This is a genomic window from Parabacteroides sp. Marseille-P3160 (genome assembly GCF_900162725.1).
Classification (GTDB): Bacteria; Bacteroidota; Bacteroidia; order Bacteroidales; family Tannerellaceae; genus Marseille-P3160.
Map to the genome: position 1 here is coordinate 880,399 of NZ_LT799418.1, position 18,005 is coordinate 898,403.

General features: G+C 47.5%; 15 protein-coding genes and 1 pseudogene. 7 read left to right on the forward strand and 9 right to left on the reverse strand.

Annotation, left to right across the window (positions count from 1 at the left end; all coding sequences use genetic code 11):
• From BQ8014_RS03590 to BQ8014_RS03615, 7 genes and pseudogenes are all read left to right on the forward strand, one after another.
• A pseudogene (locus tag BQ8014_RS03590) lies at positions 1-395 on the forward strand (2-succinyl-5-enolpyruvyl-6-hydroxy-3-cyclohexene-1-carboxylate synthase); the annotation flags it as partial.
• A gap of 1 nt (position 396) precedes the next feature.
• Positions 397-1,221, forward strand: a complete 825-nt coding sequence (gene menB, locus BQ8014_RS03595; protein ID WP_080903165.1) for a 1,4-dihydroxy-2-naphthoyl-CoA synthase — start codon at positions 397-399, stop codon at positions 1,219-1,221.
• 10 nt (positions 1,222-1,231) lie between these two features.
• On the forward strand, positions 1,232-2,284 hold the full coding sequence (locus BQ8014_RS03600; protein ID WP_080903166.1) for an o-succinylbenzoate synthase: 1,053 nt from the start codon (positions 1,232-1,234) through the stop codon (positions 2,282-2,284).
• A 2-nt stretch (positions 2,285-2,286) separates the two neighbouring features.
• Positions 2,287-3,375: an AMP-binding protein gene (locus BQ8014_RS03605; protein ID WP_234997972.1), complete on the forward strand. Its 1,089-nt coding sequence runs from the start codon at positions 2,287-2,289 to the stop codon at positions 3,373-3,375.
• Positions 3,376-3,388: 13 nt separating this feature from the next.
• Positions 3,389-3,607 carry a hypothetical protein gene (locus tag BQ8014_RS19080; protein ID WP_139785065.1) on the forward strand — a complete coding sequence of 73 codons (219 nt, stop codon included), beginning with the start codon at positions 3,389-3,391 and terminating at the stop codon, positions 3,605-3,607.
• Positions 3,608-3,732: 125 nt separating this feature from the next.
• Positions 3,733-5,166 (forward strand): RapZ C-terminal domain-containing protein, encoded by a 1,434-nt coding sequence (locus BQ8014_RS03610; RefSeq protein WP_080903167.1) that lies wholly within the window; start codon positions 3,733-3,735, stop codon positions 5,164-5,166.
• A gap of 49 nt (positions 5,167-5,215) precedes the next feature.
• On the forward strand, positions 5,216-5,959 hold the full coding sequence (locus tag BQ8014_RS03615; RefSeq protein ID WP_080903168.1) for a nucleotidyltransferase family protein: 744 nt from the start codon (positions 5,216-5,218) through the stop codon (positions 5,957-5,959).
• Between the two features lie 38 nt (positions 5,960-5,997).
• Here BQ8014_RS03615 and gldN read toward each other — a convergent pair whose 3' ends face one another.
• From gldN to BQ8014_RS03660, 9 genes are all read right to left on the reverse strand, one after another.
• Positions 5,998-7,083, reverse strand: coding sequence for a type IX secretion system ring subunit PorN/GldN (gldN, locus tag BQ8014_RS03620; RefSeq protein ID WP_080903169.1), 1,086 nt, complete (start codon positions 7,081-7,083; stop codon positions 5,998-6,000).
• A 6-nt stretch (positions 7,084-7,089) separates the two neighbouring features.
• Positions 7,090-8,658 (reverse strand): type IX secretion system motor protein PorM/GldM, encoded by a 1,569-nt coding sequence (gldM, locus tag BQ8014_RS03625; protein ID WP_080903170.1) that lies wholly within the window; start codon positions 8,656-8,658, stop codon positions 7,090-7,092.
• A gap of 23 nt (positions 8,659-8,681) precedes the next feature.
• Positions 8,682-9,743, reverse strand: a complete 1,062-nt coding sequence (gene gldL / locus BQ8014_RS03630; protein ID WP_234997973.1) for a type IX secretion system motor protein PorL/GldL — start codon at positions 9,741-9,743, stop codon at positions 8,682-8,684.
• A 23-nt stretch (positions 9,744-9,766) separates the two neighbouring features.
• Positions 9,767-11,191, reverse strand: coding sequence for a T9SS ring complex lipoprotein PorK/GldK (locus tag BQ8014_RS03635; RefSeq protein WP_080903171.1), 1,425 nt, complete (start codon positions 11,189-11,191; stop codon positions 9,767-9,769).
• 6 nt (positions 11,192-11,197) lie between these two features.
• Positions 11,198-12,142 (reverse strand): PorP/SprF family type IX secretion system membrane protein, encoded by a 945-nt coding sequence (locus tag BQ8014_RS03640; RefSeq protein ID WP_080905795.1) that lies wholly within the window; start codon positions 12,140-12,142, stop codon positions 11,198-11,200.
• A gap of 141 nt (positions 12,143-12,283) precedes the next feature.
• Positions 12,284-12,505, reverse strand: coding sequence for a DUF2795 domain-containing protein (locus BQ8014_RS03645; protein WP_005633363.1), 222 nt, complete (start codon positions 12,503-12,505; stop codon positions 12,284-12,286).
• Positions 12,506-12,580: 75 nt separating this feature from the next.
• A complete protein-coding gene (locus BQ8014_RS03650; protein WP_080903172.1) occupies positions 12,581-13,144 on the reverse strand; it encodes a cob(I)yrinic acid a,c-diamide adenosyltransferase in 564 nt (187 codons plus the stop codon).
• 120 nt (positions 13,145-13,264) lie between these two features.
• Positions 13,265-14,809, reverse strand: coding sequence for a RagB/SusD family nutrient uptake outer membrane protein (locus BQ8014_RS03655; RefSeq protein WP_080905796.1), 1,545 nt, complete (start codon positions 14,807-14,809; stop codon positions 13,265-13,267).
• 18 nt (positions 14,810-14,827) lie between these two features.
• Positions 14,828-17,782 (reverse strand): SusC/RagA family TonB-linked outer membrane protein, encoded by a 2,955-nt coding sequence (locus tag BQ8014_RS03660; protein WP_080903173.1) that lies wholly within the window; start codon positions 17,780-17,782, stop codon positions 14,828-14,830.
• Between the last annotated feature and the right edge of the window lie 223 nt (positions 17,783-18,005).

Below are 18,005 nucleotides of genomic sequence, written 5' to 3' on the forward strand. Positions count from 1 at the left end.
CTTCCGTTACGGACGAGCCGGTCTATCTGCTGATTGGCGATTTGAGTTTCTTTTACGGACTGAACGCACTCTGGGACAGCCGGCCGGTCTCCAACTTGCGGATTCTCCTGATCAATAACGGGGGAGGAGGCATTTTCCATATGATACCCGGACTGAACAAATCGGCTTCCCTGGAACACTACGTAGCGGCCGGCCATGCCGCCGGAGCGCAGAAATGGGCGGAAGCGGCCGGAATGATTTACCGCGAGGCGACAAACAATGCCTCTTTGGAGGAGGCTTTCGAAGACTTCTTCTCGGAAAACCTCCCGGCTTCCATCCTTCTGGAAGCACATACGGACATGACTTTAAGCAAACAGATCATACAAACCTATTATCATCAACTAAAAAATAAATAAGATGGCAACACAAAGAGAATGGACGCCCCTGAAGGAATATGAAGATATCCTCTTCGACTTCTACGAAGGGATTGCCCGTATTACAATTAATCGTCCGCGTTATCGCAATGCATTTACGCCGACTACTACGATGGAGATGGCGGACGCCCTCCGGCTCTGCCATGAAAACCAGGATATTTATGTGATCATCCTGACCGGAGCCGGTGATAAGGCCTTCTGCTCCGGCGGAGACCAGCATGTCAAGGGGAAAGGCGGTTATATAGGGAAAGACGGAGTGCCCCGCCTGCAAGTATTGGAAGTGCAGAAACTGATCCGCTCCATGCCGAAACCGGTCATCGCAATGGTCAATGGTTATGCGATCGGCGGCGGTCATGTGCTTCATGTCGTGTGCGACCTTTCCATTGCATCGGAGAATGCGATCTTCGGACAAACCGGTCCCCGGGTAGGTAGCTTTGATGCCGGGTTCGGTTCTTCCTACCTGGCTCGTATCGTCGGGCAGAAGAAAGCCCGGGAGATCTGGTTCCTCTGCCGGCAGTATTCTGCCCGGGAAGCATTGGAGATGGGACTGGTGAATGCTGTCGTTCCTTTCGACCGACTGGAAGATGAAACTGTCCAATGGGCCAAGGAGATGATGCAACACAGCCCGATGGCGATGCGTATGATTAAAATGGGGCTGAATGCCGAACTGGACGGCCAGGCCGGAATTCAGGAACTGGCCGGTAATGCCACTCTGCTCTACTACCTGACCGAGGAGGCTCAGGAAGGGAAAAACGCTTTTCTGGAAAAGCGGAAGCCTGACTTCAAGCAATTCCCCAAATTCCCTTAATCGATTCGAAATGGCTCTTAAGACAAAAATTATTTCTTATACGCTTCATTTCAAACAGCCTGCCGGTACGTCGCGCGGTGTTTATTCCGAGCATCCCGTCTGGTATGTGGTCCTTTACGACTCTATCCGCACGAAGCACTGGGGCATTGGAGAATGCGCTCCCCTGGCTGATCTCAGTTGCGACGACTTGCCGGATTACGAACAGAAGCTCCGCCAGTTTTGCGTACAGTTGGAAGCCGGATTACTGGACAGGGAATCGCTGCACCCTTATCCTTCCATGTTGTTCGGTATCGAGACGGCCCTCCGACATTATCAACGGGAAAGTTTTACGCTCTGGGAAACACCCTTTTCGAAGGGAGAGGCCGGCATTCCGATCAACGGCTTGGTTTGGATGGGGACGCCGGTACAGATGCTGAAGCAGGCGGAAGACAAGATCAGGCGAGGTTTCCGTTGCATAAAGTTGAAAATCGGCGCCCTCTGTTTTGAGGAGGAATTTCAGCTTCTCCGGCAGATCCGGGATCGTTACCCTTCGGACAAGATCACGCTGCGGGTGGATGCCAACGGAGGGTTTACTACGGAGGATGCGTTGGAAAAATTAAACCGGCTGGCGGAGCTGGACATTCATTCCATCGAACAACCGATTCCAGCCGGGCATTGGGAGGAGATGGCCCGTTTATGCCGGGAAACGCCTTTGCCGATTGCGCTGGACGAGGAGCTGATCGGCATTCACGATCCTCTGAAAAAAGCCGAATTACTGGATGTGATTCGCCCGCAGTATCTTATCTTGAAGCCGACCTTGCACGGAGGAATCTCCGGGTCGAACGAATGGATCCGTTTGGCAAACGAAAGGCTGACCGGATGGTGGATCACTTCGGCGTTGGAATCCAATATAGGACTGAACGCCATCGCCCAATGGTGCGCCACATTGGATCCGTTGATGCCTCAAGGCCTGGGTACCGGCGGCTTATATACCGATAATCCTGAGATGCCGCTTGAGGTCGAGGGCGACAACCTTTGGTTCCGTCCGGAAAAGCCGGTGTTTTCACTTGAATCCCTGAAGTAGCCATGCCTGTTTTGCCACGCGACGAACCATGCATCCGGGTCGAAGGGGTCACTTATACCGCCGCTGATTTCACCGGGGGAGAGATGCCTGACTTTGCCTCCCGCTCCCCATATCACCGGGAGTTGGGGGAGTTCCTGCAGGATTGGTTTTCCGCCTCTCCTTTTCTCTCCGTGCAAACCTCCGGCTCGACCGGTGCGCCGAAAGTCCTGCAGGTGGAGAAAGAACGGATGAGGCAGAGCGCCCGGATGACATGCGCCTTTCTCAGGCTTCGACCGAAGGACAGCGCCTTGTTGTGTATGCCTCTTCGTTATATTGCTGCCAAAATGATGGTCGTGCGTGCGTTGGTCGCCGGGCTCGATCTCTATCCGGTGGTGCCTTCCGGCCACCCGCTCCGATCCATTTCTCGGCCATTCCATTTGGCCGCCCTGGTTCCTTTGCAGGTCTTCAACAGCCTGCAGAATGAACCGGAACGAAAGCGGTTGTCGGCTATCCATGTGCTATTGATCGGCGGCGGCGTGATCGATCCGCAGGTAGAGGTTGGGCTCCGGTCATTTCCGAATGCGGTCTATTCCACCTATGGAATGACCGAAACGCTTTCCCATATTGCGCTCCGACGGGTAAACGGGACGGAGGCGTCGCCTTACTATACCCCTTTTGATTCTGTAATGCTGTCGCTTTCGGAGGAAGGAACGCTCTGTATAGAGGCGCCATTGGTACATCAGGGACGGCTGGTGACCCATGACATTGCCGAACTGTTGCCGGACGGACGTTTCCGTATTCTCGGACGAAAGGACAATGTCATTAACAGCGGGGGTATAAAAATTCAGATAGAAGAGATGGAACGGCTATTGGCTCCGCTCCTTCCGCCTCCCTTTGCGGTGACCTCTTTGCCAGACGTCCGGTTCGGAGAGATTGTGGTGCTTGTGACGGAGCGTCCTGTCGCCGACCGCCTTGCTTTGGAGCAGGCGCTTCCCCCTTACCATATTCCCCGGAAATATGTCCGGGTAGAAAAAATTCCCTTGACAGAAACGGGTAAAATCAGCCGTTCGCAACTGAAAGAATTGGTTCTCAGGTTATCTGCTTCCGATTAAATCATTTATCCCTTTGTTCGACGGTGTGTCCTCACTGCGTCGTGTTGGAAGCAAAGCTCCCGCTTTGCCAATCCTTAAAAAGGATAATCATTGCGAGGCGGGAGCCTCGCTTTTATCACCGACGGAAGCTGGAGCTTCCGCCGAACATAACAGGAGTTTGCCCTGGTGGCGACAAAGAAAGGATGCAGTGGTAACTATGGGTAAATTGGGTGGCGACTTTGTAAATAGTTAATCTTCCCGTTCGGACGGTATGGCGGATGGAAGAATTAATTTGACGCAAGAGGTAAAGCAAATCTGTTTTTTTTATTGCACTTTTATCATTATGTCGTACTTTCGCAACATGATAACAATGAAACAATGGTCATCGAAGGTTTAACTCAGCTTTACCAGTCTTTTACAGGATCCTCTGTAACGAATATCACGGAACTTCCTTCTTCCGGGTCGAACCGGCGTTATTTTCGTATCCGGGGAGAGGGGCAGACGCTGATTGGCGTCAGTGGTACTTCGAAAGAGGAAAATCACGCTTTCCTTTATATGGCAAGGCATTTTAAGGAAAAAGGATTACCGGTACCTGAGGTCTATTGCAGTTCGGAAGACGAATCGTTCTATCTGCAGGAAGATCTGGGTGATATGCTGCTCTTCCAGGCAATAGAAAAGGGCCGCACCAGTTGCGTCTACAGTTCGGAAGAGCGGGAACTGTTGAGGAAGACCGTCGCCTTATTGCCGGCATTCCAATATAAGGGAGCCGAAGGATTCGACTTTTCGCAATGCTATCCGCAGCCGGAATTCAACCGCCGTTCCGTTCTTTGGGATCTGAATTACTTCAAATATTGCTTTCTGAAAGCGACCGGCATGGATTTTCAGGAAAACCGGCTGGAAGACGACTTCCAGAAGATGAGCGACGTCCTGCTTCAAAATACGTCGAACACCTTTCTCTACCGTGATTTTCAGTCGAGGAATGTGATGGTAAAGGAGGGGGCACCCTATTTTATCGACTTCCAGGGCGGGCGCAAGGGGCCGGTCTATTACGATGTAGCCTCTTTCCTCTGGCAGGCCAAAGCTAAATATCCCCACGAACTGCGGCAAGAGTTGTTGCAGGATTATTTGCAGTCCTTACGGAACTATACGGAGGTGGACGAAGGGCATTTCTTCAGCCAATTGAAGCATTTCATTCTCTTCCGTACGTTACAAGTGTTGGGAGCCTACGGTTTCCGCGGCTATTTTGAAAAGAAACCACATTTCATCCAGAGTGTTCCCTTTGCCTTGAACAATCTCCGCGAACTGCTTCAGGAAGATTATCCGGAATATCCGTATCTTTGTTCCGTCTTGCGGAACCTAACTGAGTTAAAGCAGTTTTCCGAGGATATCCGCAAGCGGATACTGGAGGTGAAGATCGTCAGTTTCGCTTACAAGAAAGGCATACCGAACGATCCCAGCGGCAACGGCGGAGGCTTCGTTTTCGATTGCCGCGCCATCGATAATCCCGGGAAATACGAACGATACAATCATTTTACGGGATTGGACGAGCCGGTGATTCAGTTCCTCGAATCCAACCACGAAATTTCCGACTTTTTGCAGCAGGCGTATGTGATGGTCGATGCCTCCGTTAAGCGTTATATAGAGCGCGGATTCACAAACCTGATGGTTTGTTTCGGATGTACCGGAGGCCAACACCGTTCGGTTTATTCGGCACAACATCTGGCTGAGCACTTACATGAAAAATTCGGTGGGATCAAGGTGCACCTTATTCACCGTGAGCAAAATATGGAACAGACTTTTAATCCGTTATGACAATATCCCGGATAAAGGGAATAAAGAGATAGACACTTAACTTAGAGATATGAAAGCAATGATTTTTGCAGCCGGTTTGGGCTCGCGGCTTAAACCTATGACGGATACCTGCCCGAAAGCGCTACTTCCAGTGGCAGGCAAGCCGATGCTGGAACATGTGATCCTCAAACTCAAAGCCGCCGGGTTTGATAAGCTTGTGATCAATATCCATCATTTCGGCGAACAGATTCTTGATTTCCTGAATGCCAACCAGCATTTCGGACTGCATATCGATATTTCGGACGAACGGGACTATCTGCTCGATACCGGGGGAGGGCTTAAAAAAGCGCAACCGTTTCTTCAAGGCGAAGAACCTTTCCTGGTCCATAATGTCGATATTTTTTCCACACTTGATTTGGGGGAATTCTATCGTTCCCATCTGGAACAACAGTCGCTGGCCACGTTGCTGGTCAGCCGGCGGGTAACATCCCGCTACCTTTTGTTTAATGAGAAAGACGAACTTTGTGGTTGGAGAAACCGGGATACCGGCGAAGTGAAATCGCACTATCCCCATTTTGATCCTTCACAGTACGCAGAGTACGCCTTCGGGGGTATCCATGTGATATCACCCCGTATTTTCAGGTTGATGGAAGAGTGGACAGGGAAGTTCTCGATTATCAATTTCTATTTATCGGTCTGCGCCAAGGAATCGATCCGGGCTTTTGCCAAGGAAGAGCTTTCGATCATCGATCTCGGCAAGCCGGAAACTATCATCGAGGCGGAAAAGTGGATGCAGGAGAATGTCCGCCCTTGATTCAAGACTAATATCTCCTGCCAATTGGTACCACCACCTTAGCGGCGCCGGCGTACGCTTCGTACCGGAGATGATTTCTGTGCAGCCGGTTGCTTGGGCGCTTTTACCGTTTCCCCCTTTGTTGTTGATTTGCTGGCAGCGCTTACGCCGCCTTCCCGAACGGAACGTTTGGTTGACTTTTTAGCCTCTTTCTTATCCGCATCGGTCAATAAAGTGGAATCCGGCTTAAACCAAAGTGATTCTTCGAAAGTCGCCAGTTGTTTTTCGATGCGATCCTGTTCCCGTTTCATGGAATCGGGAGTGGGGCAGTAGGCTTGCAAAGCGATATTCATCAGGTTTTCCGTTTTGATGATTTCACCGTCGAACATCCGGCGGCGAAAATAATCGTCAATGGTAAAAGTCTTCGCATTATTAATGTTGGAAGTCATGATGTATGAATTCGAGATATAAGGGCGAATCTCCTCGTAAGGCAGCCAGAACATCGGCATCTTCTGTTCGCCGTATTCCGCATTGTCAGTCAGGATGGGGCAGATCGCCAAGGTCTTTACGTCGAAAACAGAATTGTTCTGATCGAAATACCATGCCTCTTTTACATAAAAAGTCTTGACGTCATTGGATGGAATATCGCTCTCGTTGATGACGTAATGCGCCGGTTCGGAGCCTTTGGACGGAATCTCGTCATACAGGATGTGAAATTTGTCCAACATGTCTTTCAGAGGTAGTTTATGATTGTCGTCGAAAAGCTCATAATCCCCGACATACTCGTACACGGTCAATTTTCCTTCGGTTACCAGTTTGAAGATGGAGGTGAAGAGGTTCATCATTCCGTTTATCGGAGTCGTGGGATAATAAAGAGGCGCATTCTGTTCCTTTGTCAGGTCGACTTCCCTGTAGATTACGCGCATCCAGCGGGCCCGTCCTATTTCCTGCGTCAACTGCTCATTCCTGTTCTGGGCCCGGACGGTCAATTCCGGCAGTCCGGACTCTTTTTCGGCCTCCGCTTTTTTCCGGTCTTCCCCCCGGGTCAACTGGGGAGAGCGGCGTTGGGTTTCCTGCGCCTGTAAGGTCGTTGCGGACAGACTGGCGACTAATAAAGCCAATAATATATAAGGCAAGCGTTTCATATCTTTTTAATTTACAATTACTTCAATAACAGGCAAGGTGCGTTGGACGCCATCCGGCCCTTTGGCTACGACGCGGGCAATATAGAACCGTTTCCCCCGGGAGAGATTCCGGATCCGGTCTTTCTGACGTTGGGAAAACTTGGATCCGTTGGCTACTTCTGGAATAGCATTTCCCATTGAATCGTAGAATGTCAATTCAAAGCTGATTACGTCGAACTGGATATTAAGAATCCCGTCGTCGATGGCGGCGAAGATACCCTCCGCATCCACCAGGCTCCGTTTCGCGATGGTTCCTCCCTTAAAGCGGCGCAGGTTGCCGCTTGCATCCTTATATTCCAGATAAGGCAATGGGTCGGGCAACTGCCGTACGCGGAATGTATTTTGCGCCATTTCCAGATTCCGTCCGTCGGACATCCGCGCATGTACCGAGATAATGGCGTCTGTCCCTACCTTCGAAGGGCGGGCAACCCACAGGTCGCCGCGTTTGGTCAGCGTACCGTTTGTCATGGTCGCCGTTACGTTGCCGCTCGGTACGCCGGGAACTGCAATCCGGATTTCGTTTTCGATGCCGGCATAAAGTACGTTCATCAGTACCGGCGCCACGGTAGCCGTCGGCTCCGTTACATAGTATTCACTTTCGAAATTATGGCGGACAATGCCTCCGTCACTGCCCGGCAATTCGACATATCCTTTGATCGGAAAGGTTCCGACTGCACCGGTATTCACGGTAAAAAGCCCTTGGCTTTGTTCCGGCAAGGCTTTGCCGTTGACAAAAATACGGGGACGTTTGGTAGAGTCGACAGCCGAAAGGACGATATTAGCCCTGTACGGACTCCCTTTCATCACGATCTGGCTTTGGGGAATCACCTGGGCAACGATCTGGTTCACGCGGTAATCCCCTACATCCACACTGTTCAGGAGGCTTGAAAGGGTTTCTCCTTCGGCATAGCGTACGTCACTTTGCAATTTAGTCAACAGGGTGATGGCTGCTGCAACGGGCATGTTTTCGAATAAGGCCGTCTCCCATGTCCGGATATTCAGACCCGCCTTTCGCGGAGCTTGCGTCGTAAGGGTCGATTCCAATATACGTAATTTGGCGGTATCGGTTAGTAACATCTGTCCGATCATCTTCCGGTAGTCCTCAATAGTACCTCTCAGTTTCTTCCCCTCACCGGTAACCGGCGCCAGCATCACGCGGGAAGCGGCTTCCAGGTCATCCTTGTGGTCTATATTCCGGGGATCTCCCTTTTCGCCGTCCGCTTCTTTTACGATTTTCCGTTTTAATTCTTCTATATAAGTGTATAAGCTATCCGAGCGACGTTGCACTTCCTTGCTTTTCTCGTACCATTCCCGCACCTTTTCCGGATTGCTTTTGAAATAGGCTTCCATATCGTCTGCGACAAGCGTATTACGGTGGGTCGCATTTTCGATGGACGTTCTCAGACTGCTTTCAACCAATTCAAAGCCATCCAATACTTCTGTCGAAACATTGATAGCCATCATGGCGATGAACACCAGATACATCAGGTTGATCATCTTCTGACGGGGAGAATTGGGTTTGTTTGCTACTGGCATTTTATTCTTTTAATTTGATATTATTATCTTCTGTGTTGATCCGGATTCGTTGAATAGGGGTTATTGGAGGAGGGGGGATAGGACGGCCCCTGGTTCGGCTGGTAAGGATTATTGTATCCTCCCGCCGGCATATTGATCGTCATAGCCTGCAGCAACCGGCTATAGACGTTATTCAACTGAGATAATAATTGCGCCATCTTTTCATTTTCGGTACGGAACAGGGTACTGTCCGTAACGGATCCGTCATACATATCCCGGATTCGGCTCAGCCCATTGTTGATCCGTTCGATGTTATCGATCTGGGAACTTATTCCTTTTAATTGTATTTCATAGATCGTGTTTAATCCGGAAATATTGCGATTCAGCTGTTCCATCTGATTGACGTAACCGCGGGAGTTCTGGTCTATATTATCCGAATTATCCGTGATGGCCTGGTAAGATTGGAGAAGCGTATCGGAGACGTCCGACAGGGAGGTGGTCACCTGGCTAAAACGTTCCATATTCCGGGACATGGCGGCAATTTGTTCCAGATAGTTTTGGGTCGCTTCGGTCAAATCCGCCATTTTGGAGATCTGCTCGGCAGCGCCATTCAGCTTTTTAATGCTTTCCGTCAGCGTTTTTGCATCTTCTTCGTTCACGTCCACACCGACATGCCCGATTCCTCCGATAATGCCGCCCGGGACGTTTTCGCCGGTTGCCGGAATAGCTCCTCCGGCGATGAGAACTGTCTGTGCGCCTCCGTCTGCGCCTGCTCCGGCGATATGTACAGCTTGCCCATTTCCGTTCCCTCCGTTCTCAAAATTAGGGCGATCCAACGGATTCTTGGATTTTAGTACGGGAAAAACTGCTTCCCAGTTGTAATCTTCCGACGGCCGTTCGAAACCGAAAATGAAAAAGATGATGGCTTCGAAGGTCATGGCAATTCCGATCACCCAGTTTGCATAGGGAAGGTGCAGGATTTTAAACATCGCTCCCAGGATAACGACGGAAGCTCCCCAGCTATATCCGAAGTTTAAGATTCGTTTCCCTCTTTCGCTCGCGAGAAACATCTCCACTATATTTTTGTATCTTCTATGTACTCCCATTTCTGTTGAAATTATATTTTACTTTATTTACCTTTTGAACGTGAGAAACCTACTTGCGTACGTGCACAACGAAAGCCGATATAAGAGCGGGTCTCGTTCTGATATTCGAACGTCCGCATATCCGAACGTATAAATTGGGCGACATCTTTCCACGAGCCGCCGCGTACGACTTTTTTCTTCATTTCGTACGGATCTTCCTTTGCTGCATCGTAGCGGAGATCCGGGTTCATATCATTCATCTGGCGGGGGCCTGACTCTGAATAGGTAGTAGAAGTCCATTCGGCCACGTTGCCGGCCATATCATACAGGCCGAATTCGTTCGGTGCAAAAGACGCGACCCGGGAGGTGATCAGATGGCCGTCTTCCGTGTAGTTGCCCTCTCCCGGTTTGAAGTTAGCCATAAAGCACCCCTTGCCGTTCTGTAATTCGTCGGTCGCCCAAGGATATTTGTTTTCGTTTTTCCCGGCGCGGGCGGCATATTCCCATTCCCCCTCCGTCGGCAAACGGAAAGACTCTATCGCTTGTCCCGGAGGCAGGCTCAGAGATTGCAGATAGTAGTTGGTACGCCAGACGCAGAACGCCGTAGCTTGTTCCCAGGAAACGCCCACCACCGGATAATCGTCATATCCCGGATGGGTAAAATACATACGGAGATAAGGCTCGTTGTACGCATTGGTAAAGTCGTTGATCCACGCTGTTTTATCCGGGCACACCTGAACCATTCGCGTATGCAGAAAATCCCATTCGCTGCTCAGCGGGCGGGTTATCGTTTCATTGACGATCCGCCCTTCCTCATTGATATAGGCGGTATCTTTGGATATGTAAACCACCTCATTCGGGTCGACGCTTTGGTCGGTATTCCGTACCCGGTCTGCCGGGTCGAGTTGGTTGCGGCGTAGGGCAGCAGCCGTATAATCGTACCATTCGTAACGGTAGACCATCTGTTTGGGGTCCAATTCTTTTTCTCCGGTAACCGGATTGGTATAATAGACGCTTTCAATAGCCCGTTGTTCTTCTTCCGTCGCTCTTTTCCAGGGAATGGGTCTGGACCAGTCCAAATGGGGAGTCACCGGGTCGCCATACCGGTCTTCGGTGATTTTGTATTCTTCCATACCTCCGTAAGCCGGATCCGCCAAACGTTCGCGGATGATGGAATCACGTACCCAGTAAACAAACTGCCGGTATTTGGCGTTTGTCACTTCAGTTTCGTCCATCCAGAAGGCTTCGAAGGAAACGCCTTTGGTTTCCGGATTAATGCCCCAGAGGCTGTCTTTATCCGACGGTCCCATAGAAAAAGCCCCTCTTTTTACCAGCACCATCCCATAGGGAGTGGGCTCGTTAAAGGCAGTCGATTTGATTCCGGTCAATTCTCCTCCGGCTCCTGAAAGAGACCTTCCACAGGAAGAAAGCAATACTCCTGCCATTAGTACGATTAAAATCTTTTTCATATATGCTTATAATATGCGTACACTTTTGTGTTTAAATTTTCCACTTTTCGTCTTATTCAGATTAATCCGGAATCGGGCCATAATTTCATGACTTCCGCTACTCGCCTTAATGATAGGCGAAGTCGGATAGTCATAGGCATATCCTACTTGTATGTTTTCGAAAGTTGCCCCCAACAGTAAGACGACTGACTCGTTTACACGCCATGAAACGCCTCCGTTAAACATTTTGTTATAGATCACTCTTCCGGTAATATCCGCTTGAAAGCTTTGCATGTCTGTTTTCATGAAAACAGAAGGCTGCAATTCAAACAACGGATTTCCCGTCTTTATATTGTATCCGGCGGTAAAATTATAGGCTCTTCCTATGTATGTCGTAATCGTTTCCGTGAAATCGATTTCCGGCTCCGTGATATGGGTAGCCGCCGCTCCCAGATAGAAATTCTTATGTGTGTAATAGAATCCGGCATTGATGTCGAGCGCCATACCGTTCACCTCGTTTGCGGGAATCGCTTCGTCGGTCGATTGGTGATAGTCCGAGTCCAATAGTTTTACCTTGCTCCCGTCGAAAGAACGGTTTGCTATGCCTCCTTGTAACCCCAGGCTCAAGCTGCCTCCGAATAACTTGAACTTGAAGGCATATTGTCCCGATAAATGTATATTCTGGAACAATCCGATTGATTCAGAAAAGAAAGTCACGCCTACTCCGTGATTGGTCTTCCCTAACCGCAAAGGCATATCCGCTGTCGCGAAAATAGATTTGGGAGCTCTTTCCATGCCGACCCATTGCATACGGTAGAGCGCCATTGTATTCAGATCTCCTGTCACTCCCGCATAGGCCGGATTATAATACCCCATCGCCATAAAATACTGGCTGAACTGGGCGTCATATTGGGCCCGGGCGATACCCGTAAAAAGAAAGGCTAAAAAAAGAGACAGGATATATCGGTTCATACTACATTCCAGCAACATTATCTTTTATAGTAACTGCAAAAAACGGGATAAATTGTATTGTTCTGTAAAAAACAAACGGAATAAGGGGATTGTAGAAATCTCCTTACTCCGCCGTACTTTATAGCTGCTGTTTTAATTTAGTCAATATTCTTCTTCGTTAAAGAAGAAATCTTCTTTGCTTGGATAATCCGGCCAAATATCCTCCATGCATTCATAGATTTCACCCTCATCTTCCATTTCCTGCAGGTTTTCTATGACCTCTAAAGGAGCTCCGGAACGTTGTGCATAATCGATCAATTCATCTTTGGTCGCCGGCCAAGGCGCATCTTCCAACTTTGAGGCTAATTCTAATGTCCAATACATAGCATTCAAGTTTTTAATACTGCCATATGACAGTTCGTTCTTTTCAATTTTTTCGCAAAAATAGAACAATATTTCTTAGATGCAAGTATTATCCCAAACTATTTCATCCTTTTGATTTATATAGCACTCATGTCTTCCCATAATGAACAGATAATCAGACAGTCTATTGATAAATATCAAAACAGGTTCTTCCACTGTCGCTGTCGCCGCCAAGCGGTAAATCTGACGTTCGGCACGCCGGCAGACGGTCCGGCATACATGAGCCAGAGCCGCAGACGGGCAACCTCCCGGTAAAACGAACTTGCGTAACTTGGGGACATCACCGTCCAAGCGGTCGATTTCCTTTTCTATTCGTTGGATATTCTCTGCCGAAATGCCGCTTTCCACCTTAAACTCCTTTTCTTCCTGATCTGTCGCCAGGTAGGAGCCGATCGTAAAGAGTTTATGCTGCACGAATAGTAAAGTCTCGCTATCCCTCCGGTCCTTTAATTCCGTAATCAACAGGCCGATAAAAGAGTTCAATTCGTCGATTGTCCCGTAACTTTCAATGCGTTGGTCTGTTTTTGAAACCCGTTGGCCTCCGACCAGCGAAGTCATTCCTTTGTCTCCGCCTCCCGTATATAATGCACTTTTGTCCATATTCTTTATGATTTTGTAAATATTAGCCGGAAAGATATAAAAACTGCGGATACTCTATTGAATATCCGCAGCCAAATTAGCTATAATTTACATTAATAATATTTTACTCTCCCTAAGCCCTTAGAACTGAGGGTAACCGGGATTTTGAACAAGTTTGTTGTTCGTATCGAAAGCCGTTTGAGGTATGGGGAAAAGCAAACGGTAGTCAGGCGTTCTATTCGGTTTCAGATAGCCCGGTTCCAGAAATTTTCCAAAACGAATCATGTCTTGGCGATTCATGTTTTCCCAAGCCAATTCCAGGCATCTTTCCAGATAAATATTTTCCAACGTTGTGCTTGTATAATTGTGATCTGTATTTCCAAAACCTCTTTCACGGATTATATTAATCAAACGGGTTGCTTCTTCATTATCTCGTCCGAGACGCAACAACGCTTCTGCTTTCATCAGGTATACGTCGGCGAGGCGGAAGATGGCAAAATCATTTTCCTGGTCGGAATTGGCCAAACCAACCTCAAACTCCCATTTATTTACGCGGGCGCCGTCTTCCTGATTAACTTCGCCCCATTCTCCTTCTTTTATTGATCCTTCAATCATTGTCAGATCTATTGTATGGATAAGCGGCCGGTTATGGCCTGTAATCAGCACTTCTCCTGTAGCCGGATCGATCATCGGGCCGATCAGGAAAGAGCCCGTTTTACGTTTATCCGCATCATCAAACTTCTTTACATAGTTCGGTTGGGCACTTATACCGTTCCAGGTACCTACTGTCATGCCCAAAGCAATCGGATCTAAATAGTGTAATGATCTTTTATGCATGTGGTTTCCGCCATCGGATTTGCCAAAACAAACCGGGAGAATGATCTCCTTTGAGTTTTGATTATTCACGATAAAGCTTGCCTTCCAATCCGGTTCGATGATATAAGGCAAGTTCATTACGACATCGCAAGCCTCAATTACACCTTCCCAGTTCGGGCTTCCTGCCCACACTTCAGCGTTCAGGTACATTTTGGCCAATAGAGTATACGCTGCTCCTTTCGTGAACTTTCCATAACTTGATGATGTTACATCCTCGCGCAATATGTCTTTGATCGCATTGAGTTCATCGACTACGAATTTATACAACTCTTGTCGGGGAGTGACCGTCGGGAGTTCCGTATTATTAAAGTCTATCGCCAACGGGGCATTGCCGAAATTATCAATCAACATATAATACCAGAAAGCGCGGATTCCTCGAATTTCACATAAGGTTCTTGTTTTTAATTCAGCTTCCATTTCCGATTTCTCAATGATATTATAGATTTGATTACAAGTCGAGATTCCGTTGGTACATGCATTCCATGAGTTAGTTACTAAGGTGGAGCGGGCTGTCCATGTATGAAGTTTCATCTCCATATGGGCTCCTCCGTCCCACCAGTCGCCTCCCCTTCGGGTCGGACTGATACCTATATCCGATGTTTCAGCCATTAAACAAAAGAAGTCGCCTGGCCAAATCTCTTTCAAGGTTTTATAGATGGGAGCAATAATAGAATTGATTTGCGCCGGTGTTTTCCCAAATTCACTTGCCGGAATGGTATCGTAGACATCTTCATCCAAATTCGTACAGGTTGAGAAGCTCCCTGTTAGGACACAACCTATAAGTAATGACAATATATATTTCTTTTTCATATTCATAGAATTAAGTAATTAGAAACTAAGGCTAACCCCTACCGAGAATATTCTGGCTTTCGGGTATACTTCACGATCTTCAACGCCCGGGGACAAACCATTGTTCCTTGACATGTTCACCTCCGGATCTAGTCCGCTGTATCCTGTAATAACAAAGAGGTTTTGTGCAGTAACATAAACCCTTGCCCGGTCTAGCCAGTCGATATTTTTAGTATTGAAGGTATAACCTAAAGACATATTATCCAAGCGCATAAAAGATGCATCTTCGATATAGAAAGAAGAATACTGCGGCACTTGTTTCAATTGATATACCAACGGATCGTTCAATGCGTTACTACCGATCAGGTAACCGGGTTGTGCATAGGCCATGCGTACATGATTCAATACGTCGTTTCCCAATGTGCCGCGTAGGAAGAAGGAGAAATCCCAATTTTTATAACTGAAAGTATTATTCAATCCGAAAGTGAAGTCCGGCTGCGCCGATCCGATATAGGTTCTGTCATCTTCCGATATTTGCCCTTCACCGGTTATATCAGTCATAATATAGTGTCCTTCACTATCCAAGCCTTCACATTTCCAGCCATAAAATTGCCCTACCGGATAACCTTCTTCTATCACATGGGTCGTATTACTTGATCCACCGCGAATCCAGGCATCCCCTACAAGGACGCGGTTTGTCGTATATAAATCGCTGGAGAGGCGGGTTACTTCATTTTTGTTATAAGCAAAATTGAGCGAAGTATTCCAATTGAAGTTTTTTGTCCGAATGGCATCCAAATTCAGAGCCAATTCAATACCCGTATTTTTCATGTCGCCTACGTTTGCCATCATATTATCATACAAGTAAGGAGGGGTAGGCACTTTATAAGTATACAGCATATCTTTCGTTTGTTTATCGTACCATTCGACCGTACCATTCAGACGACCCTTGAATAGGGTAAAGTCAAGGCCGATGTTCAACATGGAGGTCTCTTCCCATTTCAGGTCGGGATTTGCGTTCTGATTGATCTTATATGCTGCCAACCAGGAACCGTTGTCATAATAAGTTCCGCTTGAGCCGTAAAGTTCCAATGTTTTATACGGATCTAATCCATCTTGGTTACCTGTTACACCATATCCGGCACGAAATTTCATATCGTTTACCCAAGTTACGTCCTCCATAAAGCTTTCCTGGGAAATACCCCAAGCGATGGATGCCGATGGGAAAGTTCCCCATTTATGATTAGTTCCGAATTTGGAAGAACCGTCACGACGTAAAGTGGCAGTTATCATGTAGCGTTCATCATATCCGTAATAGATTCTACCGAAGAAAGAGATAAGTTTATTCATATTCCTTCCCGATTCGATATCGGTCGGTCTCAATCCCTGTCCGGACTGCAGATTATCCGAACCTAACATGTCTGTTACAAAATTCCGGTTTTGGGCTTGGAAGGTAGAATATTCATTTCTTTCCCAGGAATATCCGAGCATCGCTTCAATTTTATGTTCTTCTTCCATTCCTAAAGACGTGGTATAATTACCAATCCATTCCATCAAATCTTTATCCCATATTTCATTCCTTCTGAAAGCGCGTCCGCCGTCGTCACGTCCCATTTCCGTTTCGGAATTGTAATATTCAGATCGTTCTTGGGTAAAACGGCTCTTATACAGATTCGTTTTTATCTCCAGCCCATCCATGATCATGAAAGCGATTTCTCCATTTCCATATACATTTTGTATTTTGTCTTTATTGGAATTCAAGTCTTGGTTCCTTACCGGATTCCCCTGGTCATACTCACGGGTATCAAACCATGAACCATCCGTCAACTTAACCGGATAAACCGGAAGCATATTATACGCTAAGACGAAGTTTCTTCCCGCATAATTGTCTTTTTCGATCATGGTTGATGATCCGGTCAACCCAAGGCGCAAGCGGTCGTTGATGGCGCGTTGGGAGAATTGGAAACGAAAGTTATAACGTTCCAGGCTATTGTCACGTAAGATGCCTTCCGTATTCAAATAAGAAAAAGAAGCGCGATAATTGCTTTTAGGGCTGCCTCCCGACATTGATATATTATGATTATGGGAAATGCCGACGCGTGTAATTTCATCCCACCAATCCGTGTTTGAGCCGTAAGCGTCATACATGGAACCGTCTTGCCCCGTTTCCTTAACATAATTCCGCCATTCATCGGCTGTAAACAGATCGGGCTTCATGGCTAAGGTCGAGGTGGCTATATAACCGTTATAAGTCACTGCTACTTTTGAACCCGAACCCCGCTTGGTTGTTACTAAAATAACGCCACCGGCCGAACGGGAACCATAGATGGCAGCCGAAGAGGCATCTTTCAATACGGATATGGATTCTATATCATCCGGGGCAACCGTTGACAGATTTCCCCCCGGGACCCCATCGATTACAATAAAAGGGCCTTTATCATTTTGTAATGTTGATATACCACGTAAACGGATCGTGGGATCAGTGCCAACGTCACCCGAACCTTTGGTAATGGTCAAGCCCGCTACTTTTCCTTGTAATAAGTCCGTTGCATCCCGGGTAACCCCCTTATTAAAGTTCTCTTCCGAAATGTTGGCAACCGAACCCGTGATTTCTCTACGTGTCTGTGTTCCATAACCGATTGCAACCACTTCACCTAAGTTTACGACCGAAAGAGATAATCTTATTTCTATGTTATCTCTGCCGTGAACGGCTTCCTCTTGGGTATTGTAACCGATATAAGAGAATTGAAGAACCGCCCTTTGCGGATTATCCACAGAAACGGAATAATTCCCGTCCAAATCAGTGATGGTGCCATTGGTGGTACCTTTTTCTACGACATTGGCCCCAATGATGGGTTGACCTTGTTCGTCCAGCACTTTACCTTTGACAGTCTTTGCCTGAGAAAAGGCTACAGTTGTGCAAAGAACGACAAACATAGAAAGGAAATAAACCTTTTTATGCTTGAAAAAATCAAATGCTTTTTTCCATTGCATAGTAATTAATTTTAAGTTTAAACAATAAGTAATGTGAAACTAAAACTGAAAGCGAATCTGGTTATATGTAGACGCAGATTGATTAGATAGTATTTCCTCCCGAATCAATTGATTCGTTTAGGAAAGGTGGTTCTTCGAGATGTTTTTTCATGATAGTAAGCATTAACATTATACATGCTTAATAAAAAGATAACGGTTGACTTCCCTATCTGTAATTTCATCA